General features: G+C 43.9%; 23 protein-coding genes and 2 pseudogenes. 13 read left to right on the top strand and 12 right to left on the bottom strand.

Annotated elements, in window-relative coordinates; translation table 11 throughout:
• The first annotated feature begins 6 nt into the window (after positions 1-6).
• The 6 genes from N4J56_RS10430 (at position 7) to N4J56_RS10455 (ending at position 5,308) form a co-directional block, all read left to right on the top strand.
• Positions 7-1,146 carry a citrate synthase gene (locus tag N4J56_RS10430; RefSeq protein WP_317106396.1) on the top strand — a complete coding sequence of 380 codons (1,140 nt, stop codon included), beginning with the start codon at positions 7-9 and terminating at the stop codon, positions 1,144-1,146.
• Between the two features lie 331 nt (positions 1,147-1,477).
• Positions 1,478-2,596, top strand: coding sequence for an NADH-quinone oxidoreductase subunit NuoH (gene nuoH, locus N4J56_RS10435; protein ID WP_039716709.1), 1,119 nt, complete (start codon positions 1,478-1,480; stop codon positions 2,594-2,596).
• 74 nt (positions 2,597-2,670) lie between these two features.
• Positions 2,671-3,264, top strand: coding sequence for an NAD(P)H-quinone oxidoreductase subunit I (ndhI, locus tag N4J56_RS10440; protein WP_015154293.1), 594 nt, complete (start codon positions 2,671-2,673; stop codon positions 3,262-3,264).
• A 137-nt stretch (positions 3,265-3,401) separates the two neighbouring features.
• On the top strand, positions 3,402-4,049 hold the full coding sequence (locus N4J56_RS10445; protein WP_039716711.1) for an NADH-quinone oxidoreductase subunit J: 648 nt from the start codon (positions 3,402-3,404) through the stop codon (positions 4,047-4,049).
• A 28-nt stretch (positions 4,050-4,077) separates the two neighbouring features.
• Positions 4,078-4,383 carry an NADH-quinone oxidoreductase subunit NuoK gene (gene nuoK / locus N4J56_RS10450; RefSeq protein ID WP_015154291.1) on the top strand — a complete coding sequence of 102 codons (306 nt, stop codon included), beginning with the start codon at positions 4,078-4,080 and terminating at the stop codon, positions 4,381-4,383.
• Between the two features lie 4 nt (positions 4,384-4,387).
• The gene (locus N4J56_RS10455; protein ID WP_317106397.1) at positions 4,388-5,308 is read left to right on the top strand and encodes an NAD(+) kinase; all 921 of its coding nucleotides are present in this window, start codon (positions 4,388-4,390) and stop codon (positions 5,306-5,308) included.
• 6 nt (positions 5,309-5,314) lie between these two features.
• Here the strand turns inward: N4J56_RS10455 and N4J56_RS10460 are convergent, their stop codons facing one another.
• The 3 genes from N4J56_RS10460 to N4J56_RS10470 all read right to left on the bottom strand — a co-directional run bounded on the left by N4J56_RS10460 (position 5,315) and on the right by N4J56_RS10470 (position 6,184).
• On the bottom strand, positions 5,315-5,539 hold the full coding sequence (locus tag N4J56_RS10460; RefSeq protein WP_410500467.1) for a type II toxin-antitoxin system HicA family toxin: 225 nt from the start codon (positions 5,537-5,539) through the stop codon (positions 5,315-5,317).
• Positions 5,532-5,759 carry a type II toxin-antitoxin system HicB family antitoxin gene (locus tag N4J56_RS10465; protein ID WP_317106399.1) on the bottom strand — a complete coding sequence of 76 codons (228 nt, stop codon included), beginning with the start codon at positions 5,757-5,759 and terminating at the stop codon, positions 5,532-5,534. Before N4J56_RS10465 ends, N4J56_RS10460 begins: the two co-directional genes overlap by 8 nt.
• A 293-nt stretch (positions 5,760-6,052) precedes the next feature.
• Entirely contained in the window at positions 6,053-6,184 is a 132-nt protein-coding gene (locus N4J56_RS10470; protein ID WP_317106400.1) for a hypothetical protein, read from the bottom strand.
• Positions 6,185-6,427: 243 nt separating this feature from the next.
• Between N4J56_RS10470 and N4J56_RS10475 the strand changes: the two genes are divergently transcribed.
• The 3 genes from N4J56_RS10475 to N4J56_RS10485 all read left to right on the top strand — a co-directional run bounded on the left by N4J56_RS10475 (position 6,428) and on the right by N4J56_RS10485 (position 9,789).
• The gene (locus N4J56_RS10475; RefSeq protein WP_317106401.1) at positions 6,428-8,443 is read left to right on the top strand and encodes a serine/threonine-protein kinase; all 2,016 of its coding nucleotides are present in this window, start codon (positions 6,428-6,430) and stop codon (positions 8,441-8,443) included.
• 213 nt (positions 8,444-8,656) lie between these two features.
• Positions 8,657-9,304: a ParA family protein gene (locus N4J56_RS10480; protein ID WP_317106402.1), complete on the top strand. Its 648-nt coding sequence runs from the start codon at positions 8,657-8,659 to the stop codon at positions 9,302-9,304.
• The gene (locus N4J56_RS10485; protein WP_317106403.1) at positions 9,298-9,789 is read left to right on the top strand and encodes a hypothetical protein; all 492 of its coding nucleotides are present in this window, start codon (positions 9,298-9,300) and stop codon (positions 9,787-9,789) included. The genes N4J56_RS10480 and N4J56_RS10485 overlap by 7 nt, the downstream gene beginning before the upstream one ends.
• 4 nt (positions 9,790-9,793) lie before the next feature.
• Here N4J56_RS10485 and N4J56_RS10490 read toward each other — a convergent pair whose 3' ends face one another.
• The 4 genes from N4J56_RS10490 to N4J56_RS10505 form a co-directional block, all read right to left on the bottom strand.
• The gene (locus N4J56_RS10490; protein WP_317106404.1) at positions 9,794-11,629 is read right to left on the bottom strand and encodes an ABC transporter ATP-binding protein; all 1,836 of its coding nucleotides are present in this window, start codon (positions 11,627-11,629) and stop codon (positions 9,794-9,796) included.
• Between the two features lie 63 nt (positions 11,630-11,692).
• The gene (locus tag N4J56_RS10495; protein ID WP_106167036.1) at positions 11,693-12,073 is read right to left on the bottom strand and encodes a hypothetical protein; all 381 of its coding nucleotides are present in this window, start codon (positions 12,071-12,073) and stop codon (positions 11,693-11,695) included.
• A gap of 172 nt (positions 12,074-12,245) precedes the next feature.
• Positions 12,246-12,902, bottom strand: a complete 657-nt coding sequence (locus tag N4J56_RS10500; RefSeq protein WP_317106405.1) for a hypothetical protein — start codon at positions 12,900-12,902, stop codon at positions 12,246-12,248.
• Positions 12,899-13,570: a DUF2834 domain-containing protein gene (locus N4J56_RS10505; protein WP_410500468.1), complete on the bottom strand. Its 672-nt coding sequence runs from the start codon at positions 13,568-13,570 to the stop codon at positions 12,899-12,901. Before N4J56_RS10505 ends, N4J56_RS10500 begins: the two co-directional genes overlap by 4 nt.
• Positions 13,571-14,800: 1,230 nt before the next feature.
• Between N4J56_RS10505 and psaB the strand changes: the two genes are divergently transcribed.
• From psaB to N4J56_RS10520, 3 genes are all read left to right on the top strand, one after another.
• On the top strand, positions 14,801-17,026 hold the full coding sequence (psaB, locus tag N4J56_RS10510) for a photosystem I core protein PsaB (RefSeq protein WP_317106407.1): 2,226 nt from the start codon (positions 14,801-14,803) through the stop codon (positions 17,024-17,026).
• A 317-nt stretch (positions 17,027-17,343) separates the two neighbouring features.
• Positions 17,344-17,967: a Photosystem I reaction center subunit III gene (locus N4J56_RS10515; protein ID WP_317106408.1), complete on the top strand. Its 624-nt coding sequence runs from the start codon at positions 17,344-17,346 to the stop codon at positions 17,965-17,967.
• A gap of 73 nt (positions 17,968-18,040) precedes the next feature.
• Positions 18,041-18,181, top strand: a complete 141-nt coding sequence (locus N4J56_RS10520) for a photosystem I reaction center subunit IX (RefSeq protein WP_317106409.1) — start codon at positions 18,041-18,043, stop codon at positions 18,179-18,181.
• Positions 18,182-18,732: 551 nt separating this feature from the next.
• Here the strand turns inward: N4J56_RS10520 and thrB are convergent.
• Positions 18,733-19,653, bottom strand: coding sequence for a homoserine kinase (thrB, locus tag N4J56_RS10525; protein WP_317106410.1), 921 nt, complete (start codon positions 19,651-19,653; stop codon positions 18,733-18,735).
• Positions 19,654-19,820: 167 nt separating this feature from the next.
• Here thrB and N4J56_RS10530 point away from each other — a divergent pair.
• Positions 19,821-20,003, top strand: a pseudogene (locus tag N4J56_RS10530) (MerR family transcriptional regulator); the annotation flags it as partial.
• Between the two features lie 125 nt (positions 20,004-20,128).
• Here N4J56_RS10530 and N4J56_RS10535 read toward each other — a convergent pair.
• The 4 genes and pseudogenes from N4J56_RS10535 to N4J56_RS10555 all read right to left on the bottom strand — a co-directional run bounded on the left by N4J56_RS10535 (position 20,129) and on the right by N4J56_RS10555 (position 24,716).
• A protein-coding gene (locus N4J56_RS10535; RefSeq protein ID WP_317106411.1) for an IS5 family transposase occupies positions 20,129-20,909 on the bottom strand; the annotation gives its coding sequence in 2 pieces (ribosomal slippage) (positions 20,129-20,573 and positions 20,572-20,909; 783 coding nt in all).
• Between the two features lie 64 nt (positions 20,910-20,973).
• On the bottom strand, positions 20,974-21,291 hold the full coding sequence (locus tag N4J56_RS10540) for a tRNA-binding protein (RefSeq protein WP_317106412.1): 318 nt from the start codon (positions 21,289-21,291) through the stop codon (positions 20,974-20,976).
• A gap of 8 nt (positions 21,292-21,299) precedes the next feature.
• A pseudogene (gene modB / locus N4J56_RS40915) lies at positions 21,300-23,127 on the bottom strand (molybdate ABC transporter permease subunit).
• Between the two features lie 236 nt (positions 23,128-23,363).
• On the bottom strand, positions 23,364-24,716 hold the full coding sequence (locus tag N4J56_RS10555; RefSeq protein ID WP_317106415.1) for a hypothetical protein: 1,353 nt from the start codon (positions 24,714-24,716) through the stop codon (positions 23,364-23,366).
• Positions 24,717-24,815: the final 99 nt, after the last annotated feature.

Here is a 24,815-nt window from a genome sequence, read left to right on the forward strand (position 1 = left end):
GTAGCTATGTCCGTTTGCGAATTTAGACCAGGTCTAGAAGGCATCCCTGCCGCCCAATCCGGTATCAGCTTTGTCAACGGACAACAAGGGATACTGGAGTATCGCGGCATCCGCATCGAAGAGTTAGCCGAAAAAAGTAACTTTTTAGAAACTGCCTATCTCTTAATTTGGGGCGAACTTCCAACCCAGCAAGAGTTAGAGGAATTCGAGCATGAAGTGAGACATCATCGGCGAATTAAGTATCGCATTCGGGATATGATGAAAAGCTTTCCTGAAAGCGGTCATCCGATGGATGCACTACAAGCCTCAGCAGCGGCATTAGGCTTGTTCTATTCTAAACGCGACTTAGAGAATCCTGTATACATTAGAGATGCCGTCGTGCGGCTGCTAGCAACAGTACCGACGATGATCGCAGCGTTTCAGTTGATGCGGAATGGCAACGACCCCGTGCGTCCCCATGACGGCTTGGATTACTCCGCAAACTTTCTCTACATGCTCAACGAACGGGAACCAGACCCATTAGCTGCACGGATCTTTGATGTTTGCTTAATTCTCCATGCCGAACATACGATGAACGCTTCCACGTTTTCGGCACGGGTGACGGCTTCGACACTAACCGATCCTTACGCTGTAGTCGCGTCAGCAGTTGGCACTCTCGGCGGACCGCTACATGGAGGAGCCAATGAGGAAGTGATTACGATGCTAGAAGAAATTGGCTCGGTAGAAAATGTCCGTCCTTACTTAGAGGACTGTATGCAGCGCAAAGCTAAGATCATGGGCTTCGGTCATCGAGTCTACAAGGTGAAAGACCCGCGAGCAACCATTTTACAAAAATTGGCAGAGCAGTTATTTGAAAAATTCGGCTACGACAAATACTATGACATCGCCGTAGAGTTAGAACATGCCGTAGCAGAAAAACTGGGCGGGAAAGGCATCTATCCTAACGTTGACTTTTACTCTGGCTTGGTATACAGAAAGATGGGTATCCCTACGGACTTATTTACACCCGTATTTGCGATCGCCCGCGTAGCAGGTTGGCTAGCTCACTGGAAAGAACAGCTCGTCCAAAACCGTATTTATCGCCCCACCCAAGTCTACAATGGTCATCACGATGTCTCCTATACTCCAGTTCATTTGAGACAGTGACCAGTGACTCCTGACCAGTGACTCCTGACCAGTGACCAGTGGAGCTTCAGGTGTAGGGGAGTAGAGGGGCAACTACCAACTACCAACTACCAATTCCCTATACCCCTTCTTCTTACCCAAACATAAACAAATCTCGAATACAGGTATAAGTACAACTTCTCAAGTACTCTGCTTTGCTGTGAGCCAGCGAACGATATACTAGGCAGTGGAATGTTAAAAAAATCTTCATGAAGAGGAGTAAAGAGTGAGGAATGAGTTTAGTGTTTGCACTACTCGCTACTCACTACTCACTACTCACTACTCACTGCTTACTTCTTACCAAGTGCAAAGCATGAATTCAGGAATAGACCTGCAAGGTACTTTTATTGAAACCCTAATGGATTTGGGACTACCTGCGGATGTAGCCAAAGTCATATGGATGCCACTGCCGATGATTTTAATGATTATTGGCTCGACAGTGGGGGTGTTGGTATGCGTGTGGTTGGAGCGGAAAATTTCTGCTGCCGCGCAACAGCGAATTGGTCCTGAATATATTGGTCCATTTGGTTTACTAGCTCCTGTAGCTGACGGTTTGAAACTGGTCTTCAAGGAAGATGTGGTTCCAGCCAAATCAGATTCGCTACTATTTACCCTCGGACCCATCATTGTTGTCATTCCCGTGTTTCTGTCTTATCTAATCGTGCCGTTCGGACAGAACTTGGTAATTACTAATGTAGGGATGGGAGTTTTCTTATGGATTTCATTGTCAAGCATTCAGCCGATTGGTTTGCTGATGGCAGGCTATTCCTCCAATAACAAATACTCCCTACTCGGGGGTTTACGAGCAGCAGCGCAGTCAATTAGCTACGAAGTTCCCCTTGCCCTATCAGTGCTGGCGGTTGTCATGATGTCTAACAGCCTTAGCACCATCGACATTGTGGAACAGCAATCGGGCTACGGCATTTTAGGCTGGAACGTATGGCGACAGCCGCTTGGTTTTGTCATTTTCTGGATTGCAGCTTTAGCAGAATGCGAACGGATGCCCTTTGACTTACCAGAAGCAGAAGAAGAACTGGTGGCGGGATATCAAACCGAATACGCTGGCATGAAATTTGGTTTGTTCTACTTGGGTTCCTATGTTAACCTTGTCCTTTCTGCCCTGATGGTAGCCGTTTTATACCTCGGTGGTTGGGAATTTCCCATTCCCCTCGATATTCTTGCTGGCTGGGTGGGAGTGAGCAGAGATAGTTCTTGGTTGCAAGTCGTCGATGCATCTTTAGGCATCACTATGACGCTACTCAAAGCTTATTTCCTCGTCTTTATTGCCATCCTACTGCGCTGGACAGTGCCCCGCGTGCGGATCGACCAGTTATTAGACTTAGGATGGAAGTTTTTGCTGCCTGTAAGTCTAGTTAATTTACTTTTGACCGCAGCGCTGAAGTTAGCTTTTCCCTTTGCCTTCGGCGGGTAGCAACCGGCAATTAGCTAGTCGCTAATTGCTAACAGCTAATAGCTAATAGCTTAAAAAGAGAGAGACACGCAATCATGTTGAAATTTCTCAAGCAAATTGGCGATTATGCCAAAGAATCAGTTCAAGCAGCTCGCTATATCGGTCAAGGGCTAGCAGTAACCTTCGACCACATGCAGCGGCGACCGATTACAGTTCAGTATCCCTACGAAAGACTCATTCCCTCGGAACGCTTTCGCGGCAGAATTCACTTTGAATTTGATAAGTGTATTGCTTGTGAAGTGTGCGTTCGTGTTTGTCCGATTAACCTACCTGTAGTCGATTGGGAATTTGACAAACCATCGAAAAAGAAAAAACTCAACCACTACAGTATTGATTTTGGCGTTTGTATTTTCTGCGGTAACTGCGTGGAATACTGCCCGACAAACTGTCTATCCATGACAGAAGAATACGACCTCTGTACCTACGATCGCCACGAACTCAACTACGATAACGTAGCTCTAGGTCGCTTACCGTATAAAGTTACCCAAGATCCAATGGTTACGCCACTGCGGGAACTCGTTTACTTACCCAAAGGCGTACTCGACCCGCACGATCTGCCAGCAGATGCCAAACGAGCTGGTATGCTACCAGAAGAAATTGTCAAGCAAGAAGAACAGACTGCTCAGTAGGTAATGGGTAATAGGTAATGGGTAAGGGAATCAAAAGTCAAAAGCTAAAAGTCAAAAAAGATCGACTTCTAACGACAACCAACTACCAATTACCAATTACCAATTACCAATTACCAATTTGCAAAGGATAAAGAGTTGTGAACATAGCACAAGGGGTACAGATTGTTTCGTTTGGCATCTTAGCAGCGATGATGATTGGGGCAGCCTTGGGAGTGGTGCTGCTGTCCAATATCGTCTACTCTGCTTTTTTATTAGCAGGGGTATTTATCAGTATTGCGGGAATGTATTTGTTGCTGAATGCTGATTTTGTCGCCACGGCTCAGGTGCTGATTTACGTCGGAGCGGTGAACGTACTGATCCTATTCGCGATTATGTTGGTGAATAAGCGCGAGGATTTTGCCCCGCTGCGGAATGCTTGGGTACGCCCGACGTTAACTGCGATCGTCAGTTTGGGATTATTCGCGCTGTTAAGTACGATGGTGCTGGCAACGCCTTGGGTATATTCTACTGGCGTGACACCTGGTAATAATTCCATCGTCTCGATTGGACAACATTTCTTCAGCGACTTCTTGCTACCGTTTGAACTGGCTTCAGTTTTGTTATTAATGGCAATGGTAGGGGCGATTATTTTAGCGCGGCGGGAATTTTTGCCAGAACAAACAATTTCGCCGCGTAAAGAACAACCTGTATTGACATTGCCAGAACGTCCGCGCGAACTTATTACCGTGTCGGGCGATCGCACCAGCAATTTAAGTAAGGACAAGCAAGCCAAAGGTAACTCTTAGATTTAGATACTCGCAAGCCAAGAAATAAATGCAACTCCAGTACTTTCTCATTCTCGCCGCCGCCCTATTTTGTATTGGGATCTACGGCTTGATTACCAGTCGCAACGCCATCCGCGTATTGATGTCAATTGAATTGTTACTCAATGCCGTAAATTTAAACTTGATGGCATTTTCTAACTTTTTAGATTCACAAGCAATCAAGGGTCAGGTTTTTACTGTATTTGTCATTACCGTCGCTGCGGCTGAAGCAGCTGTAGGATTAGCAATTGTGTTAGCGATTTACCGTAACCGCGACACAATCGATATGGAGCAATTCAATCTGTTGAAATGGTAGTTGGGTGCAGCTAAAGCAAGCCATCATCGCTCATAAAGCAGGAGATTCCCTCAGTCGCCGCTGGGCAGAAACTTGCGCTGCCCAGCTGGAAAACCGTGGTTGTAGAATCTTGATGGGTCCCAGCGGTCCTAAAGATAACCCTTACCCAGTGTTTCTCGCGTCAGCTATTGCACCAATCGATTTAGCAATAGTACTGGGTGGTGATGGCACGGTTTTGACAGCTGCTAGGCACTTAGCTGCTGAGGGAATCCCCATTTTGGCTGTCAATGTGGGTGGAAATTTAGGTTTTTTAACCGAGTCATTTGAGAGTTTTAAGGATTCAGAACAAGTTTGGGATCGCCTGCTAGAGGATAGATACGCGATTCAGCGACGGATGATGTTACAGGCGGGACTTTATGAAGGCGATCGCACCAATATTGAAAGAGTAAGCGATCGCTTTCTAGCATTAAATGAAATGTGTATTAAACCCGCGTCTGCCGATCGCACGATCACTGCAATTCTGGAAATGGAAATTGATGGGGAAGTGGTAGATCAATATCAGGGTGATGGGTTAATTATCGCTACCCCGACTGGTTCCACAGGCTACACCGTCTCCGCCAATGGACCGATTATTCACGATGGGATGAAAGCGATTACCGTGACTCCCATCTGTCCGATGAGCCTTTCCAGTCGACCGATTGTTTTACCACCTGGTTCCGTCGTCAGCGTGTGGGCTTTAGGCGATTACGAACTAAATACTAAATTGTGGACGGATAGCGTCCTTGGGACTGCAATTTGGCCTGGACAGCGAGTTGATATTCAAATGGCAGATTGCGACGCTAAGTTTATTATTTTACGAGAAAACTATTCTTATTATCAAACTTTACGCGAGAAATTACAGTGGGCGGGAGCGAGAATTCAATATACAAATAACCATAGAAATTAAGCACTATTATTGCTCCTCGAATAAAGAGCGTGGCAATCCTGACTGCCGAATAATAGATTGCAAAGTTTTTATACGTATCTCCGAATAATTCGGCACAGGAACAGTAATTGTTGTATCTTCGGTTCGCTTTTGCATAATAATATGACTGCCACGCTGCCGAACTTTGATAAATCCATACTGTTCGAGAATTCGACAGACTTCTTGAGCGGAGAAAACTCGCTGTCTACCCAATCGCAATCTCCAATCTGGTGATAAACACTTCACCGTGCAATCGAGTTTTAATTTCAGCAGGATTTGCGGTCTCAAAAAATAATTCTAATGCTTCAACTAAATTATTTCTTGCCTCCTCAACTGTACTACCTTGACTGGCAATATCTAGCTCTGGACATAAAGAAACGTAGCCATTTCCTTCCCGTTCGATGATTCCTGTAAACTGTTGTATTTGTTTCATGAATATAGAGAAATGAATTGTAGGATAGGTAATTGTCCGCCGCTACTAAAATATTAGCATTCATCTAACCAAATCTCAGCAAAACGTTCCGTTGTCCATCCTACAAGATCTGAAACTTGCCCGTCGCCAATTTCCACAATTCACTTAACTCCGTCTCTACGCTCTACCACATCTACAGAGAAAAACTTACTATTAATTCTTTTCGCACATTCTTCTACGATACTTGGAATTTTCTCGTCCGAATTAGCAGCAAACGCTCTACCATTGACAACAAAGTAACGCTGCTTGGAATCTCAGATAAAATCTTCAACTCGTCGGACACAAACACCGCCTTCAATTGTGCCGCGAAATTTTTGCATTTCATCCACAACGATTTTAATATCTGAAGGTTTTTCAATAATTGAGCCAAAGGTGAAAGTATCCAATTGAAATAATCGCTAGGAAAAAGAAATGTTAACATATCCAAATTAACCTACGATTCATCGGGATAACTCAGTATAAATACAATAAAATGAAAATCGATGAAAATAAGCGCGGAATCGAGGGCGTTGATAAAGTTGTTCGAGCTTCCAGGGCGATCGCTCTGCTGAGAGCGGTTTAAATAAGCGGTATAAATAATTTATAGGAACGACCGATCGTCATATTTCCCGGTTGATTAGCGGCTGATTATGAGTTACTGCCTCAACCCTAGTTGTCAGAAGCCTTTGAATCCTAAAGGAACGCCCTTCTGCCACAGTTGCGGCAAAGAAATTCAGCCGCTGCTGCGCTATCGCTATCAGATCGTCCGCCAGTTAGGTAGCGGCGGGTTTGGTAGAACTTTTTTGGCAGAGGATACAGACAAGCTAAATGAACCGTGTGTTGTCAAGCAATTGGTATCGCAATTTCCAGGAACCAAAGCTTGGCAAAAGGCAAATGAGCTGTTTCAGGAAGAGGCACAGCGCCTACAACAGTTAGGGGAACATCCGCAGATTCCTGCGTTATACGCCTACTTTGAACAGGATAACTACCTGTATCTGGTACAGCAGTTGATTGTAGGGCAAACTTTGCAGCAGGAAGTAGAGCAACAAGGGATATTTAGCGAGGAAAAAATTTGGCAACTGTTGAATGACCTATTGCCAGTTCTCCAGTTTATCCACGCCCATCATGTGATTCATCGGGATCTCAAGCCAGAAAACATTATTCGCCGTCAAAGTGACGGTAAACCAGTTCTGATCGATTTTGGCATTTCTAAGCAACTATCGGCAACGGCGATCGCCAGCCCAGGAACGAGCATCGGCTCCTTTGGCTATGCCTCGCTAGAACAAATGAATATTGGTGATGCCTATCCAGCCAGCGATCTCTACAGTTTAGGCGTAACTTGCTTTTATCTGCTGACTCAGATCCATCCATCTCAACTGTGGACGGAAAAAGGCTATAGCTGGGTGACGGATTGGCGACAATATCTCAAAACGCCGATTAGTCAAAAATTAGAGCGCGTCCTAGACAAGTTGCTGCAAAAAGACTTTCTCCAGCGCTACCAACATGCAGATGAAGTGTTGCGAGACTTTAGCGATCGCATCCAGTTATCTATTGACCCAGCGACAATTGAAACCCAACTACCGTCAAGCGAGATTAGTAGCAGAGTTGAGGCAGATACTAGCGTTTTAGAACAGTCCTTGAGTACGGGAAAGCGACTGCAATCCAAACGCGATCGCCCTCATCCGTTCCCCGCACTTATTCCTCGCCGACGGTTTCAGAAGCGACTGCTAGCAGGGGGTGTTATCCTGCTATTAGGATTAGTGGGATATGGTTATTGGTATTTCAACCGAATTTCCACGATCGCAGGGCATACTGGGGAAGTTAATACGATTGATTTCAGTCCAGACGGACAGAAGTTTGCTAGCGGTAGCGACGACAAAACGATTAAAATTTGGAATTTTAGCGATCGCCGAGAACTCAATACCCTTAAAGGTCATACCAACTGGGTTTACTCTGTCGCTATTAGCCCAGATAGTCAAACTCTAGTCAGTGGCAGTAAAGATAATACAGTCAAAGTTTGGAACTTGAATACGGGACGGGAACTTCGTAGCCTCAAGGGTCATGCTAGCTATGTTGATACCGTTGCCATTAGCCCAGACGGTCAAAGATTTGCTAGTGGGAGTTATGACAAAACAATTAAAATCTGGAACTTCAAGACAGGAGAGGAACTTCGCACTTTGAGGGGTCATGCTGCTGAAGTTTTGTCCGTTGCCATTAGCCCAGATGGTTTAAAGCTTGCCAGCAGTAGTACAGATAGAACGATCAAAATCTGGAATTTCCATACAGGACAGGAAATTTTCACCCTCAGAGGGCATACAGGCGATGTTAACTCCCTCGCCTTTAGTCCGACTGGTCAAGAACTGGCAAGCGTCAGTGACGATCGCTCGATCAAAATTTGGAATCCCAACACGGGACGAGAAATACGCACCTTGACGGGACATTCAGCTGATGTCAATTTTGTCGCCTTCAGCCCAGACGGTCAAAAAATTGCTACGGGCAGCGATGACAAGACTATTCGAGTATGGAACTTGATTACAGGAGAGACACTAGCTACCCTAAGAGGACATTCAGCTCCGGTTTGGTCTGTTGCTTTCAGCCGAGATGGACAGACTCTAGTTAGTGGTAGTGCAGACAAGAAAATCGCCCTTTGGCATCTATCGCCGTAATAGGGAGCAGGGAGCAGTGTGAATAAGAGAGACAAGGGAGACAAGGAGGACAAGAGAGACAGGGGGAGAAGAGAGAAAAAAATTCTCCCTTGCGTCCTCCCACACTTCCCACACTTCCCACACTTCCTACGCCCTACTCCCTGCTCCCTTTGAATTAAAACATTTTAGGGACGCGGATTTGGTAATCTATTCTTGTCCCTAGAAAGATGCGCAATGGCTCGGCAACCCAAGATAATTGTTGTGGCGAATGGTAAAGGTGGCGTGGGTAAAACCACAACAAGTATGGCTTTGGCAGGAATTCTTGCCGAGCATTACAAAGTCTTAGCGGTCGATGCCGACGTTCAAGGCAGTTTTTCTTGGTGGGTCGATCGCGGCGAACAAAAAATGGGTTTCGATTTAGTACAGGAAACCGATCCTTTACTATTGGGTAAATTGAAGCAAATAGAGGAATACGAACTCGTCGTTGTCGATACGCCACCAGCGCTCAACTCGGAATCGTTGGCAGCAGCGATCGCAGCGGCAGATTATTTATTGTTACCAACGCCGCCAGCACCGATGGATTTAGCTATCCTAGTTGAGACAGTCAGACGTGCAGTCGTACCATCAGGGGTAGCCCATCGCGTCCTTCTAACGCGAGTCGATCCTCGCAGTTGGACGGAAGCGCAAGCAGCTCAAAACACCCTTAAAGAACTCGGTATTCCAGCTTGCAAGACTGTCATCCGCGCTTATAAAGCCCACGAACGAGCAGCTTTAGATGGCGTGCCAATCGTCCAGTGGCGAGGAAAGCACGCAAAAGAGGCACAATTAGATTACCGTAAAGTTGCCGACGAAATGGAGAGGGATTGGAGGAAGTTATGGTGAGAAAAAATCTATCCGATTTATTGAAAGAAGAGGCGCAAAAGTCTGCCGAACCGCAGGAGATTACGGTAGAAGCAAAACTTGTTGTGGAGGAACCCACGTCAGAAGAGACAGATTCTGAATCTGCCACAAATCATCGTCGTACCAGTCCCACTAAAGCCGAACTGGAAACCACAGTGAAAGAAATACAAGTAGCGCTCGAAGCAGCCCAAACCGAGAATAAGGAGTTGCGATCGCAACTCCAAGACCAAAAAGCTTTAGTTGAAAAAGTTGAAAAGTTGCAAGTAGAACTCGACCAAGCCAAAGAAACAATTTTGAAACTGACAGAAACAAACACTAAATCTAGCTCCAAAACAAACTCTAAACCTGCCTCTAAACCTGCTTCTAAACCTGCTAGTTCTGCCTTAGCTAGACCAGTACAATCTTACGCCCTACCTGACATGTCCTCATCTGCGTTTTCAGATAAAGATATTGGGTGGTTTGATTAATATTTTATTGATAGCCCGCTGCTTGCAGGCGAAACAAATGAGCATAGCGTCCTCCCGCCTGCAATAATTCTTCGTGAGTTCCCTGTTCTACCACTTTTCCACCAGATAAAACCATAATTTTGTCTGCCATTCTGACGGTAGAAAAGCGATGGGAGATCAGAATTGCCATCTGATTTTGAGTTAGCGATCGCAAGCGTTCAAAAATTTGAAATTCTGCTTCCGCATCCATAGCGGCTGTGGGTTCGTCTAGAACTAAAATATCTGCTTTATTCCGCATAAAAGCGCGAGACAAAGCTATTTTTTGCCACTGTCCTCCCGATAATTCTTGTCCGCCGCGAAACCATTTACCTAATTGCGTTCCAAAGCTTTCTGGTAATTGTTCGATGACAGGTAGCGCCATTCCTTTGTCTGCTGCTACTTGCCACAGTTCTCTATCTTCAATGCGGGTAACATCACCGACACCAATATTTTCACCTACAGTAAATTGGTAGCGAATAAAGTCCTGAAATATTACCCCAATTCGTCTTTGTAAAACTCCTAGATCCCATGCTTGCAAGTCTAAACCGTCAAGTAAAATTCGCCCTTTATCTGGATTATATAATCGAGTTAATAACTTAATTAAAGTTGTTTTACCAGAGCCGTTTTCACCAACTATGGCTAACTTTTCTCCAGCTCGAATCCGAAACGAAACATTGTTCAAAGCAAGTTTATTACTACCAGGATAAATAAAAGAGACATTTTCAAATCGAATGCCATCTCCAGGTATTAAACCTTGGGTAGCTTTGCCTTTAGGTAAAGAAATAGGTTGTTCTAAAAATTCGTATAAATTAGATAAATAGAGATTATCTTCATACATTCCGCCAATACTAGTTAAAGTGCTAGAAAAAGTCGTTTGTCCCTGACGGAATACCATCAAATACATCGTCATATCACCTAGCGAAAGTCGTCCGGCGATCGCTTCAACAACAATCCAAGCATAGGCAAGATAAAACGCTGCCGTACTCAACAAACTTAATAAATATCCCCACACACCACGCCGCAGAGTTAAATCTCGATCTTCCCCATATAGCCGATTAAAGATCGAACGGTAACGTTCTAACAACATCGCCCCCAACTGGTATAACTTTACTTCCTTAGCAAAGTCTTCGCGAGCGATCAAAGTTTCTAAATAAGTCTGTTCCCTTGTTTCCGGCGCACGCCACCGAAATAGGCGAAAAGCTTGCCCAGCAAATCGCGTCTCCGCAATAAATGCAGGTACGGCTGACAACAACAATACTATGACTGCCCAGAAAGAAAACTGTAGCAGCAAGCCCCCGTAGGTCACAAGAGAAATCGCATTTTGGACAATACTAAACGTGCTACTCACTAAAGACAACGGACGACTAGAAGCTTCTCTTCTCGCCCTAGTCATCTTGTCGTAGAATTCTGAATCTTCAAAATGGATGAGGTCTAAAGTTAACGCCTTCTGCAAAATTAAGAGATTGACTTTTTGTCCCAGCAACACTCGCAACAAAGACTGGGATATTGTTAATCCTCTCTGACTTCCTGCAAGTAATGCGACTAAAATCGCCTCAATTCCCAAGTAGCCTAGTGTAATCAGGCGATCGCGTTCTAATCCCGACTGATGGGCTAAAACCACACCATCGACGATTAACTTACCCACATAGGCGATCGCGGCTGGGAGTAAACCCGCTACCACAGTCACAATCGCTAAAACAAAGGTTAGGGCGCGACTTGTCTGCCAAACTAATCCTACTGCTCTGCCTGTATACTGGAACACCTGCGATCCTTGTTTCAATTGTGTCAGCAGTCTTCGCAAGATGTTTCGTGGCTTTGGCATTTTTGGAATTGATGATTACTGGTGCGAAGGGCGCACATCTGTGCGCCCCTACTAGTGCGATCGCTAATTTTTATGTTCGTAATACTCGGAAATATGTTCGTAGACGTGTTCTGGAAATTGTAGATCCTTATACACATTACCTGCATCAGGATCGTCAGCATTGGGACAAATAGGAAAATCTTGGTGCTGTTGCCATTCTAATATCCGTTCCCGTTTGGGCGGATTGTAGTCTTTGGCTTGTACCTGGTGGTAGAGGCTGCGTGCTTCTGTTTCACTACAGTCTTTATCTTTAGTCAGGTAGTTAATTAATTCTTCTTCACTCAAAAAATGACGCGCCACCATCGCAAACACCAACCTACCGTAGTGTCCGATATCCTCACCTGCATCTAAGGCATCCAGAAGATGCGCCATCATCCCATTTTTTCGTAATTCTGCCACTGCCATAACTCATCGTTCTCCCGATAACTACTTCTTATATAGTACACATGAACTATATATGTTGTTGGTTGTTGGTCACTGGTCACTGTCTCTCATAAGGGCGGGTTTTGAGAGAAGATTTGTCCTTGAGGCTGTTTATTTGTTTGCTAAACCCGTCCCTACGGTTCCTGACAACTGGTCACTGGTCACTGGTCACTGACTTAATGGGGGGTCGCCAGCAAAGGTATGCTAATGGACCCAGCAGTGGTACTAGCGCTATCATCCAAAACAGTTGGGAATTGCTGAGATAACCTCGCCGTGCCATGTCATCACCCAATACAGTTGGGAACAACAAGCAAAATAGACAAAATGCTAAACTCATGCCATTGATAAAGCGATCGCCTAGAAATTGCTGAAGATAATTTCCCCAGTCACCGAAAATAATTCCAAAACCCAATAAACTCAAAGTAAATAAAGTCAGAAGTAACCCTGTAATGCGGGAATCTAACAACTGCAAAAAAGCATCTTTCTGCCCTGTAAACTCTTGATTTGCTTCTCGTAAAGCCAAATAAGGAATTAAACCAATTACCCCCGTGCCTATAGAGGCGATCGCAAAAGGATAAAACGGTAACTTCTGCATCCTGCCATCAAAGAAAAGCACGCAACTGTAGAGAGCAATACAAACGCCAATTAGGGCAAACAAAGACAAAATTACTGGGTTGACACTTGCCCACTGAAACGTCAATATTTTTATCAATAAATTCAAGGTTTCTTGCCAGTGAATCGGCGGGGCAAGAAACAATACATAGATGAGAAATCCCGCCCAAATCGTCCATAAAGCAATTTTTCTGTTCATATCACCACTTGCTGACTTGCCACTGCCGAACTATCCTCTGGTAGAGGCGGACGCACGCACAAATAAACTAAAGAACCAAATAAAGGAATTAACGCCGTCAGCCAAAAAATTACCGAATTATTCATACCTCTGCGTGCCATATCATCCCTTAATAAAGCAGGGAATAAAACACACAATAAGCAAAAATCCAAACTCATAACATGAATAAAACGGCTAGTCTGCCACTGCTGAAAAAAGTCTGTCCAGTCTCCCTTTCCTAAACCGTATGCAACTAACGCGATCGCAACTATACTCAAAACAACACCCGTTAGCCGCGCATCCAGTAACTTGAGAAATAGATTTTTTTGACCTGGAAATGTTGGATTCGGCTGACGTAATGCCAAATAAGGCAATAAAGCAAATGCGCCTACACCCATTGATATAGTCGCAAATATCCAGGCAGGGATCTTTTGTCCTCTACCGTCAATAAACAGTAAGCAACTGTAAATTAGCGGAAAAACTCCCATCAAATTAAACAGGGAGATAACTAAAGGATTAATTCCCGCCCACTTGCCCGTAGAAAGATTTGTAATTAATTCCAGTGTATCTGGTTGGTTGGGAGGCGCGAATGCGAAAGCGTAAGTCATAAATCCTAGCCACAGCAACCAAAATCCAATCCTTCTGCTCATCATCAGTTAAATAGGTAGAGTAAAATTACATCTGGCAATAGATTTAGGCGAATAGAATTCGCAGAACTACACAAACAAAGTCCGCCTGCGCGGACTGAGAAATTTTCATGCTTTTGAACCTGCGGAGGCAGGTTTTGTCTGTGTAGCCCCGACTTACAGTCGCTTAGTGTTCTTTAATTTTTGCGATCGCCCAAGCTATTTATAAAGATACTTAAATAGAATCTTCCGTTCGCTCTCTTAAATCTTAAAATCGCTCTCTTTTACTCGCTTACACCTAAAGGAAGAGTTATTAGTCATTTACCAGTTATCAGCTATCGGTTATTAGTTTATTCCAACTTACGACTTACAACTTACGACTTACAAATTTCTCTCAACATCTTTTCTGCTTGCCCAATAAAGTGACGATTGTGTTTAGAGTTTTACAATATGCCAAAGAAGCATCGCCATACTTATAATCTCGTGCTAACTGGAGAAGTGTTTGCAGATAACTTTTAGCTAGCTCGAATTTTTTATAATACATCGCTACACCAGCCTATAGTTAGGATGCCTAATTTAACTCATAAAACTGAACTTTGTGATGTAGAGAGGATATAGAACGTGTATTGGCGATCGCGCATGAGAAGCACATTAGAATTATTTATATTTTTCCTCGTAGGGTGGGCAGCGCCACCTTCAGCTCAATCCTCAAGCTCATTTATCTAGAGAGCGTTTAGAACGCATTCTAACAATCGCATATTAGAATTATTTATGGATATAATTGATAAATGACTCGCGAGTTGTTGACTCACTTCGGCATAACATAAAGTGCCAAATTAAGAAGGCTGCTTAAACAAATGCAACATTACTCTGTGGTGATGCTTTAGCTACAAAAGCTCAGTATAGTTAGGGTTTGATAGATTTAACCAGAACGCTTCAATTTATAAATCTAAAAGCAATTTCATAATTTGAAAAGTGCTTTACTAGCCTTAATAAATCGCTAAATAATTTAATAATGCTTCTATGTGCGAATGCACAAGGACTGAGTTAGTTTTGATTCGCAATAAGTTAGCTTTATTGCATTTAGCTATTGAATTGCGCTATTAAAACTACACCTCAATACGGTATCTAGTGAATTTAATTACAGTAGTTTCTCTTCGGCTTCATGCCGAGGGAGATTTCGTTTGTCTGTACTGTTTTGCTAATTCAGATTAATAACAACGGATTAGCTAATTGGAGGATTTAGTAAAGTAAATGGCAACTAAATTTCCCAAATTTAGCCAAGATCTCGCACAAGATCCGACCACTCGTCGGATATGGTATGGGATTGCTACCGCCCACGACTTTGAAAGTCACGATGGAATGACTGAAGAAAATCTTTATCAAAAGATTTTTGCTACACACTTCGGTCACATTGCCATCATCTTTCTTTGGGCATCCAGCCTTCTATTCCACGTCGCTTGGCAAGGAAATTTTGAGCAGTGGACAAAAGATCCGCTGCACGTCCGTCCCATTGCTCACGCAATTTGGGACCCTCAATTCGGTAAAGCCGCAGTTGATGCTTTTACCCAAGGTGGGGCAAGCTATCCCGTCGATATTTCCTACTCTGGTGTTTATCACTGGTGGTACACGATCGGGATGCGGACGAACGGCGACCTCTATATGGGTTCGGTGTTCCTACTCGTGCTAGCTTCAGTGTTCTTGCTAGCTGGCTGGTTGCACTTACAGCCCAAATTCCGCCCAGGACTCGCTTGGTTTAAGAGTGCGGAGTCTCGCCTGAACCATCACCTGGCGGGATTGTTTGGCGTTAGCTCCTTAGCTTGGACTGGACACCTAGTTCACGTTGCAATTCCCGAAGCTCGCGGTCAGCACGTTGGTTGGGGTAACTTTCTGACTACACCTCCCCATCCAGAAGGTCTAACGCCCTTCTTTACGGGGAAATGGGCGGCTTATGCTGCTAACCCTGACACTGCCAATCATGTATTTGGAACCTCTCAGGGTGCGGGGACGGCTATCTTGACCTTTTTAGGTGGCTTCCACCCTCAAACTCAGTCTTTATGGCTGACGGATATCGCTCACCATCATTTGGCGATCGCGGTATTGTTCATCGTTGCCGGACACATGTACCGTACCAACTTCGGTATCGGTCACAGCATCAAAGAGATGATGAATGCCAAGAACTTCTTTGGCGTTCCGGTAGAAGGTCCGTTCAACATGCCTCACCAAGGCATTTACGACACCTACAATAACTCTCTCCACTTCCAGCTCGGCTGGCACTTGGCTTGCTTAGGGGTCATCACCTCGTTGGTGGCACAACACATGTATTCCCTGCCTCCCTACGCATTCATGGCGCAGGACTACACGACTCAGGCAGCGTTATACACGCATCACCAGTACATTGCTGGATTCATCATGCTGGGGGCTTTTGCCCACGGAGCGATCTTCTGGGTACGAGACTACGATCCAGAGCAAAATAAGGGCAACGTATTAGAGCGGGTTCTGAAGCACAAAGAGGCGATTATCTCTCACCTATCTTGGGTATCGCTCTTTTTGGGTTTCCATACTCTAGGGCTTTACGTGCATAACGATGTCGTCGTTGCCTTCGGAACTCCCGAAAAGCAAATTTTAATCGAACCCGTGTTCGCCCAGTTCATTCAGGCTTCCCACGGTAAGGTTTTGTACGGCTTCGATACTCTATTGTCTAACCCAGATAGTATCGCTACAACAGCTTGGCCCAATCACGGTAACGTCTGGTTGCCTGGTTGGTTAGGTGCGATCAATGCTGGTACGAACTCTTTGTTCTTGACGATTGGTCCTGGTGACTTCTTGGTACACCACGCATTTGCCCTCGCTTTACACACAACCACGTTGGTATTAGTCAAAGGCGCTTTAGATGCCCGTGGTTCCAAGCTGATGCCAGACAAGAAAGACTTTGGCTATGCCTTCCCTTGTGATGGTCCCGGTCGGGGTGGCACTTGCGATATCTCTGCTTGGGACTCCTTCTACCTGGCTGCTTTCTGGATGCTGAACACGATTGGGTGGGTGACATTCTACTGGCACTGGAAGCATCTAGGAATTTGGCAAGGCAACGTAGCTCAGTTCAACGAGTCTTCGACATACCTGATGGGTTGGTTGCGCGATTACCTGTGGCTGTATTCAGCTCAGTTAATTAACGGCTATAACCCCTATGGCATGAATAACTTGTCTGTCTGGGCTTGGATGTTCCTATTGGGACACTTAGTATGGGCAACTGGTTTCATGTTCCTGATCTCTTGGCGCGGTTACTGGCAAGAATTGATCGAAACTTTAGTCTGGGCGCACGAACGGACACCTCTAGCGAATCTGATTCGCTGGAAAGACAAGCCTGTGGCTCTGTCAATTGTTCAAGCTCGCGTTGTGGGGTTAGCTCACTTTGCAGTTGGCTACGTCCTCACTTATGCTGCTTTCGTAATTGCTTCGACTGCTGGTAAGTTTGGTTAATCGAGCGTAGGGTAAATAAAATCCCCTACTTCACAAATAGGGGATTTTATTAATTGGTTAGTTATTAGTTATCGGTGGTTAGTTATAACTTCTGTCTCTTGTCTACTCAGTTTTAACTTTTAAATTTTGACTTTTGACTTTCTGAAGTTTTCTTCATAAATGAAGCTAGAAAATGAGTTGATGAGATGGTTCTTATTTTCTAAACCCCTTTTGTAGTTAAGTTTTAGTTTTTGAAAAACAATATGTAAAGGAATAAAACACAAAACGTTTTTTATCTTGTGGTCGGGACAATTTAAATTTTATCAAATCAGAGTAAATTGAATTTTGAGTCTGTTAGGATACTTGCCAAAGACAACGACGATCGCTCTTTTGCAGAGGCGATCGCGCCTCTAGAACGAACCATTAATAATGCTATGCAGTTCATCAAAGGTGACAAAACAAAAATCGAAATTAACCTGAGGCGGTTATTATTTACACTGGCGATCGCCTTGGTAATTTGGGGCAGTACAATTCCTACGGCTTCTGCGGCTAATAGCACTCTCGTACCTTGTAGCAAATCGCCAGCTTTTCAGGCGCGAATGAAAAATGCTCCTGATACCTATTACTTCAATAAGCCATTTAAGGCTTACGCAAAATACGAACTTTGCGGCACGGATGGTTTACCTCATTTGCCACTCGATCGCTTAGATCGAGCTACTGATGTTTTAGTTCCCATCGGTCTATTTTTGTACGTTGCTGGTTTTATCGGCTGGAGCGGTCGTTCTTATCTCCGTGCCACTAAATCAGCTAGCGACCCCGAAATGAAAGAAATTTTTATCGATTTACCGTTGGCATTGCAATCTATATCGAAAGCTGTTCTTTGGCCTCTTTTAGCACTGCAAGAGTTCTTGAGTGGTGACTTGACTGCTAGAGATGAAGAAATTCCAATCTCACCACGATAGCCGAATTAGTTGAGTTGAATTAGTTCAAAACTTTGTTCCGCACTATTCGCAATCTCACATTAGGAAAATAGCCATGCAACATGTGTTTAAATATCTCACTCTTGCCCCTGTAATGGCAACTTTGACAATGGTTGCTCTTTCGGTAGTGCTAATTATGTTGCAAATCTGGTTTCCAGGTTTGCAGTATGGCACGTATTTTAAGCCTACTCCCTAATAGTCATTGGTCATTGGTCATTAGCAATTTAAATGTAAGGTGGGCACTGCCCACCCTACTAAATAAGCTTAGAATATTTTTCTTCTAGTTGACTAGAAGTGAAGTTTTTGCTGTAGATAAAACTATCCGTGACTACAATAAAAATGCCTCTAGGTTAGTAGAGGCAGGATTTAATTTATCACTAAGGAATGATAAATTAAAACCCAGGCAACAAATTTTTCCCTTTCATTTTAGAGTATCAATAAAGAATAGAAAAACATCAGGTTTTGTTACAATTTTAAACACTAATTGGATTGAAAAATACAGATATTCTTTTATTGAATATTGAGTCTTATTTGGCAATATTTTGAATTGGTTTTGCTAGCTAATATAAGTGTAATCTATAGTGCGATTTCCGAGAGCGATCGCTTGAATTATAATATCTTGATAAAGCAAAAGATGGAATTCGACCGAAGCTAATTATTATGGATGCTACTATTACTAACTCAATCAATTGTAGGCGCTTTTCTGGTAGGGTGGGCATTGCCCACCCTACATTGGAATTTCACGAATCAAACAGGGTTGGTAGTTGCCCCTTGAGTATCGATCGCCAGCGATCTCACTTCAGCATCAATCCCTTGTTGTTGCCAAGATGCCTGCATTGCCGCTGCTACAGCCGCCGCCTTTGCGGTTTCCGTCAATGCTAGTAAAGTTGGTCCCGCGCCACTAATGACCATTCCGTAGGCTCCAGCAGCTAAAGCGGCATTTTGTACGGCTTCATAACCTGCAATCAATCCTTGACGGTATGGTTGATGCAGTCGATCTTGCAAAGCTGCACCGATCCATTCTCCATTATCTGTGGCTAAACCCCGCAGTAGTAATCCTAAATGTGCTGTATTAAAAATTGCATCGGCGCGACTCACTTGAGTTGGCAAAACCCGCCGCGCTTCAGATGTCGATAGCTCAAAATCAGGAATTGCAACTACAGGTACTACATTTTCTTGCCACGGGATATCGCAAATTTGCCAATTTGACTTGCTGTCGCTAGCCGCTAGCCGACAGCCACCTAGCAAGGCTGGTACGACATTATCAGGATGTCCTTCCATTGCGATCGCTAAATTCATCACCTCAGCTGGACTTAAAGGCGTACCTGCTAATTGATTTGCACCTACCAAACCACCAACGATTGCAGTAGCCGAACTCCCCAAACCCCGCGCCAAAGGTACGCCTAATTCAATTTCAATTGCTACTGCTGGCGGCGATTGCTTAATGTGTTGATACAGTCTCGAAAAAGCCTGGTACAGTAAATTACTCTCATCTGTCTTAACTTTGGCGGCTTCTGTACCTGTAACTGTGATGCTCGGTTTGCCTACTTCCAAGCGGGAAAACTTGAACCGATTGTATACAGTTAATGCTGCACCAATACAATCAAACCCTGGTCCTAGATTTGCCGTGGTAGCAGGAACGGTGACGGTAATATGAGATTCGGACATTGAAATAATTTACTCTTGATGCCCTTAGAGGAGGGTGTGTACTAGAAATAGTTAACAGTTATAGCTATTCTCAATTGGATCGGGTACATAGATCTGTAGGGGCGCACAGCTGTGCGCCCCTACGAATGTATTTCACCTGTATAGGAAACGCTATAAACGCAGATTTGCTGTTCAAAATTGGTGACTTTACTAAACTTATTCGTGTATTCATCAAAGCGCTACGTCTCTATGACGAAATGGGGCTTTTAAAACCAATCCAAGTAGACCAGTTTATCAGCTATCGCTACTACTGTGCTAGCCAATTACCTAGATTAAATCGGATTTTGGCTCTGAAAGATTTAGGGTTTTCCTGACTAAAAAGTAATTTTCAGTAGCAAAAATTGCTGCTAGCTAATTCGAGTACCATTTTCTATAGGTAAGTTTGGTTCTAGTAAAACTACCCCTCGATCATTAGAGCTGATTTATAAAGTAAAAATCAAGCAGCTAGTCGTCTCAGCATCAGCCGTACCATAACAGCGTAGACCATAGATTCACTTATTTCCGGTAGGAGTTCATAATCCTTACTTAGTCGTCGATAGCGTCCTAGCCAGCCAAAAGTTCGTTCAACTACCCATCTTCTGGGCAAAACTTCAAACCCATCTGTAATCCGCTTAACTATTTCTACTTCTGCACCGCAGACTACCATTACAGCTTGTGCAAAATTCTCTCCACTGTAGCCACTATCTGCCCAAATTAGCTCTAAAGACTTAGAGTTATAGCACTCTTCTAGCAATGCCACTATTGCTCCTAATCGTTCTGAAGCATTAGCTTCGGTGATTACTACACCCATTAGTAGTCCTTGAGGATCTACTACGACATGGCGTTTGCGACCTTTAACTAGCTTGCCGCCATCAAAGCCGGATACTTCCCCTTTTTTCCGTCGTTTTTACGGACTGGCTATCCACAATTGCAGCAGTAGCTTGATGAGATTTGCCCAGCTTCATCCGTACTTGTTCACGTAAGGCAAGATTTATCTGCTGCCAAATTCCTCGTTTTTGCCAACGCCGAAAGTAATAATAAACCGTTGAATAGGGTGGGAAGTCATGTGGTAGCATCTCCCAAGCACAGCCAGTTTTCAGCAAATAAAAGATGGCATTTACTACCTCACGCATATCCACAGTACGTGGATGTCCTCCTGGTCTTACAGGTGGAATTAATGGTTCAATGATTTGCCATTCTCGATCGGTTAAATCACTTTTGTAAGCTTTTCTACTCATGAGGCAATGCTTTGGGCTACTGTCTTGTCATAGTAAAAGCCTCTTGCCTCCATTCTCGCTGCTTTCAACTTTTCTTTATAAATGACCTCTTAGGAACTGCCCCTAATATTAAGACTTCCGACTTAACGCCTGCTACTCTTTTCGCTGGGAAGTTAACGACAGCAATAATTTGCTTGCCGATGAGTTCGGCTTTTGAATAGTTATCAGTAATCTGTGCCGAACTCATTTTTTGTCCTAAATTACCAAAATCTATTGTCAGTATATAAGCAGGCTTTTTTGCTTTCAAATTATCTTCAACAGCAATAATTGTCCCAACTCGCATATCGACTTTGAGAAAATCATCAAAAGAAATTTCTGCGATCGCCGCATCGTCAAGATTCATAATCAAATTTACGCCATCAATATTAACCGCATTGGATCTAGCCTTATATACCAGGGAAACGATCGCCCTTTCAGCATCTCCCACTTTTCCTTAAAAACTTCTGCTTGCAGGTGATAATCGCTAGAGTGGGTTGGCTGTTGGTACAACTTGAGATATACAGTCATGCGGTGGGGAGTTTCGCTGGTTTGGGCTAAAAAACAAGGAAAAGTATTTTCGCGGTTTGATTCAGTCGTAAAAATAATTTGATGGGCGCGAATTCCTACATATTTTAATCGTTCGGAAATAGATTCTGTAACCTGTAACTCTATTCCCCAATCTATTGCTTTTACCATTCCATTGACAGCAATCTCGGCGCGAGAAAAGTTTTTACATCCAGTTAATTGAGCTACGCTGTAAGTTTGAGGACGTTCAAATATATCGTGTTTGGAACCGCTAGCGATCGCACTTCCTTTTTCCATAACTAATAAATTTTGGCAAACTCGATAAGCTTCTTCTAAATTATGACTGACAAACAGAGTTACACCTTGATAAATAGACAGAGTAGAAATTAATTGCTGTTCTAATTGACTCCGTAAATGAGTATCTAAAGCTGAAAACGGTTCGTCCAATAATAATGCTTCCGGTTGACTGGCTAAAGCCCGTGCTAAAGCTACTCGCTGTTGTTGTCCGCCGGAGAGTTGATGGGGATAACGATTAGCACAACCATGTAGTTGCATTGATGCAAGTTGAGTTTCTACGACTTGGATAACTTGTTTTTTTGGCGTAGCTTTCGGTAAACCGAAGGCAATATTTTGTCCTACTGTTAGGTGAGGAAATAAAGCGTAGTTCTGAAAAAGAAAACCAATTTTGCGATCGCGTGTGGGAAGATTAATTTTGTGTTGAGAATCAAATAGCACCCGCCCATTTAACTCAATTTTACCAGCATTAGGCGTTTCAATCCCTGCCAGACAGCGCAAAATCATGCTTTTACCTGCGCCAGAAGCTCCCAAAAGTCCTAATGGGCGATCGTCATTACTAAAAGTTACATTCAAGTCAAATTCTGCTAATTGTTTTGAATATTGACAAATAATTTTGATTTGGTAATTGGTAGTTGGTAGTTGGTAGTTGCTCTCTTCTCTCCCCAGCTCCCGACTTCTGTACGGGCGGGTTTCCAAGCCCGCCCCTACCGACTCCCGACTGTCTTCTCGTTTCTTGCCAAAAATTGACTGCTACAATCCCAGATAGAGAAATTCCCATGATGACTAGCGCCCATATCCAAGCTTCCTGCATCGAGCCGCCTTCAACTGAGAAGTAAATAGCCATCGGAATAGTTTGTGTTTGTCCTGGGATATTACCTGCTAACATTAATGTTGCACCAAATTCTCCTAACGCGCGGGCAAAAGCTAACATTGTTCCACTAACGATCCCAGGAATTGCTAAAGGAAAGCTGACACGCCAGAAAACAGTCCATTCAGAAGCACCTAATGTTCTTGCGGCACGGATTAAATTTGCGTCGATTTGTTCAAATGCTCCCAAAGCAGTTTTGTACATTAATGGAAAGGCTACTACTGTGGCGGTGATGACGGCTGCATACCAAGTGAAGACAATGTTGATATTAAATGATGCCAAAAATTGTCCGAGTATGCCGTATTTTCCAAATAGTACTAGTAATAAAAAACCTACCACTGTTGGTGGTAAAATGAGAGGTAAGATGAATATTCCCTCAATTATCGATCGCCACTTACCTCGATACCCTAGCATCCAATAGGCGGCGATAATTCCTAGAAAGAAAGTAATAGTTGTGGCAATTAAGGAGGTTTTTAGAGAAATCCATAGAGGGGAAATGTCATTGAACATTTATCTTTCTCTGGCGGTAAGTTTGGCGATTTTCTTGGCATCTTTGCACGAAGCAAAATAGTATCTTACGATCTATTTTGGAGTGACACCTATTTCTCTACAGCGATCGCAACTCGGTTGTGATTTGAAGATTGTAAGCCAACTAAAATATATGTAGCAGTTCTATTTGCTACATGTAACTCAAGCTTAGGATAGGAAGCAATAGATCGCGCGATCGCCAGAACAAGGGATTGTCATTAATGGTTGGCGATTGGGAGTTGGCGATCGATAGTTGCAACTTGTGGTTTACGACTGGTAATGTGTTGTATAAGTGCACCGAGGCTGACGAAGATCGCGCTGAGGGTGACGATCGCCCCTAGTACGGGAATGGCTGTCAGCAGCACAAATCCTAGTAAACCAACACCCAGTGCTACTAATTGCCGTATTGGGGGTTGTATGGGAGTACTAGGTTGTAATTTTTGCCATAGCCAGCTTCCGGCTAATAAGCTAAAGACAATCTGCGGCACAAAACTGGCAAAAGCGATAAAGCTGACTGCGAGAGCAAGATTAGCGACTATTCCCAATCCCAAGACTGGTGGAACGAGACTGGGTAGGGCGATCGCCAAAAGAATAGTAAGTATAACAGTTACAGTGGCGATCGCGATCGTACCTATTCCAACTGCCACAAATGCTAGTATCCCCCAACCTAAATTCGATAACGGTTTAGCTTTGACTCTTATAGCTAAATTTTGCGTCCAAGTGGGGACAAATCGCAGCAATAACCAACCAACGAAGAGTAAAGCCAATAGGCGTTGAATCTGCCAAATAACTTCCCTAACTGGATTTGATGTAGGTGCAATTTGATGTTGTTCTAATGCTTCTCCTACAACTCCGCCAGCAATTTTGGCTTTTGGGCTAATTTGAGCCGTAGTCGCAGATTTATAGTTGACTTTGCCACCAATTCGTGCAGTATCGGTCAGAGTTAAACCTGGTTTAATTGGCGCTACTGTTACGGGGGGTTTAGGCACAAAGGGAATTTCAACCAGCTGGGGATCGCCTACTGCTGTGGCTTGCATATTTCCGCCGATGCTTCCCCGCAGTTCCAAGGCATTTGTTGCCGCGATCGCATCGTGTTCTATACTTCCAGCTAACAAAGCTTGGTTGGCAAAGATAGTTAGATCGCCACCTATATTACTGCCAGTTTGATTTTCCCAACTGAAACCAGCCGCGATCGCGTCGTCTGCTATCCGTGCTTTTGGCTGGAGAATTAACACCTGTCCAGCCAGTCGTGCATCATCGCCTACACTGCCATTAATTGTAATGACTTGTCCTGCTGCAATTAAGTCGCCTTCAACCGTGCCATTCAGGGTAATTTGATTTGCTGCCAAAACCGCATCACCTTTGACAGTCCCATTCAGCAATATTGTCTCTCCTGCCAAATACACGTCATCGGGAATAATTTGTCCAGCAGCAATCGTGACTTGCTTGCCACTCGCGACATCCTTAGCCCAACTTGGCGTAACGAATAATAGCACTGATAGCAGTACCAAAGCACAGAGAAATTGAATCAAGTGTCTTGTGGCAAAGTGCCAGCCTTTGCTACTGTTCATTAGGCTTGCGGCTCCATCTCCATCTGTCTTCACTCTTATGAAGGCATTTGTCTCATTCTTAAGTTAGATAAAAAAGTTGAGGAAGTTGTGAGGATAGCC

The sequence above is a fragment of the Chroococcidiopsis sp. SAG 2025 genome (assembly GCF_032860985.1).
Lineage (GTDB): Bacteria > Cyanobacteriota > Cyanobacteriia > Cyanobacteriales > Chroococcidiopsidaceae > Chroococcidiopsis.

Bases quoted from the DNA above. Each gene is read 5' to 3' on its own strand.
- N4J56_RS10430 (WP_317106396.1), top strand. From the start codon at position 7: ATGTCCGTTTGCGAATTTAGACCAGGTCTAGAAGGCATCCCTGCCGCC.
- nuoH (WP_039716709.1), top strand. From the start codon at position 1,478: ATGAATTCAGGAATAGACCTGCAAGGTACTTTTATTGAAACCCTAATG.
- ndhI (WP_015154293.1), top strand. From the start codon at position 2,671: ATGTTGAAATTTCTCAAGCAAATTGGCGATTATGCCAAAGAATCAGTT.
- nuoK (WP_015154291.1), top strand. From the start codon at position 4,078: ATGCAACTCCAGTACTTTCTCATTCTCGCCGCCGCCCTATTTTGTATT.
- N4J56_RS10465 (WP_317106399.1), bottom strand. From the start codon at position 5,759: ATGAAACAAATACAACAGTTTACAGGAATCATCGAACGGGAAGGAAAT.
- N4J56_RS10475 (WP_317106401.1), top strand. From the start codon at position 6,428: ATGAGTTACTGCCTCAACCCTAGTTGTCAGAAGCCTTTGAATCCTAAA.
- N4J56_RS10480 (WP_317106402.1), top strand. From the start codon at position 8,657: ATGGCTCGGCAACCCAAGATAATTGTTGTGGCGAATGGTAAAGGTGGC.
- N4J56_RS10485 (WP_317106403.1), top strand. From the start codon at position 9,298: ATGGTGAGAAAAAATCTATCCGATTTATTGAAAGAAGAGGCGCAAAAG.
- N4J56_RS10490 (WP_317106404.1), bottom strand. From the start codon at position 11,629: ATGCCAAAGCCACGAAACATCTTGCGAAGACTGCTGACACAATTGAAA.
- N4J56_RS10495 (WP_106167036.1), bottom strand. From the start codon at position 12,073: ATGGCAGTGGCAGAATTACGAAAAAATGGGATGATGGCGCATCTTCTG.
- N4J56_RS10500 (WP_317106405.1), bottom strand. From the start codon at position 12,902: ATGAACAGAAAAATTGCTTTATGGACGATTTGGGCGGGATTTCTCATC.
- N4J56_RS10505 (WP_410500468.1), bottom strand. From the start codon at position 13,570: ATGAGCAGAAGGATTGGATTTTGGTTGCTGTGGCTAGGATTTATGACT.
- psaB (WP_317106407.1), top strand. From the start codon at position 14,801: ATGGCAACTAAATTTCCCAAATTTAGCCAAGATCTCGCACAAGATCCG.
- N4J56_RS10520 (WP_317106409.1), top strand. From the start codon at position 18,041: ATGCAACATGTGTTTAAATATCTCACTCTTGCCCCTGTAATGGCAACT.
- thrB (WP_317106410.1), bottom strand. From the start codon at position 19,653: ATGTCCGAATCTCATATTACCGTCACCGTTCCTGCTACCACGGCAAAT.
- N4J56_RS10540 (WP_317106412.1), bottom strand. From the start codon at position 21,291: ATGAATCTTGACGATGCGGCGATCGCAGAAATTTCTTTTGATGATTTT.
- N4J56_RS10555 (WP_317106415.1), bottom strand. From the start codon at position 24,716: ATGAACAGTAGCAAAGGCTGGCACTTTGCCACAAGACACTTGATTCAA.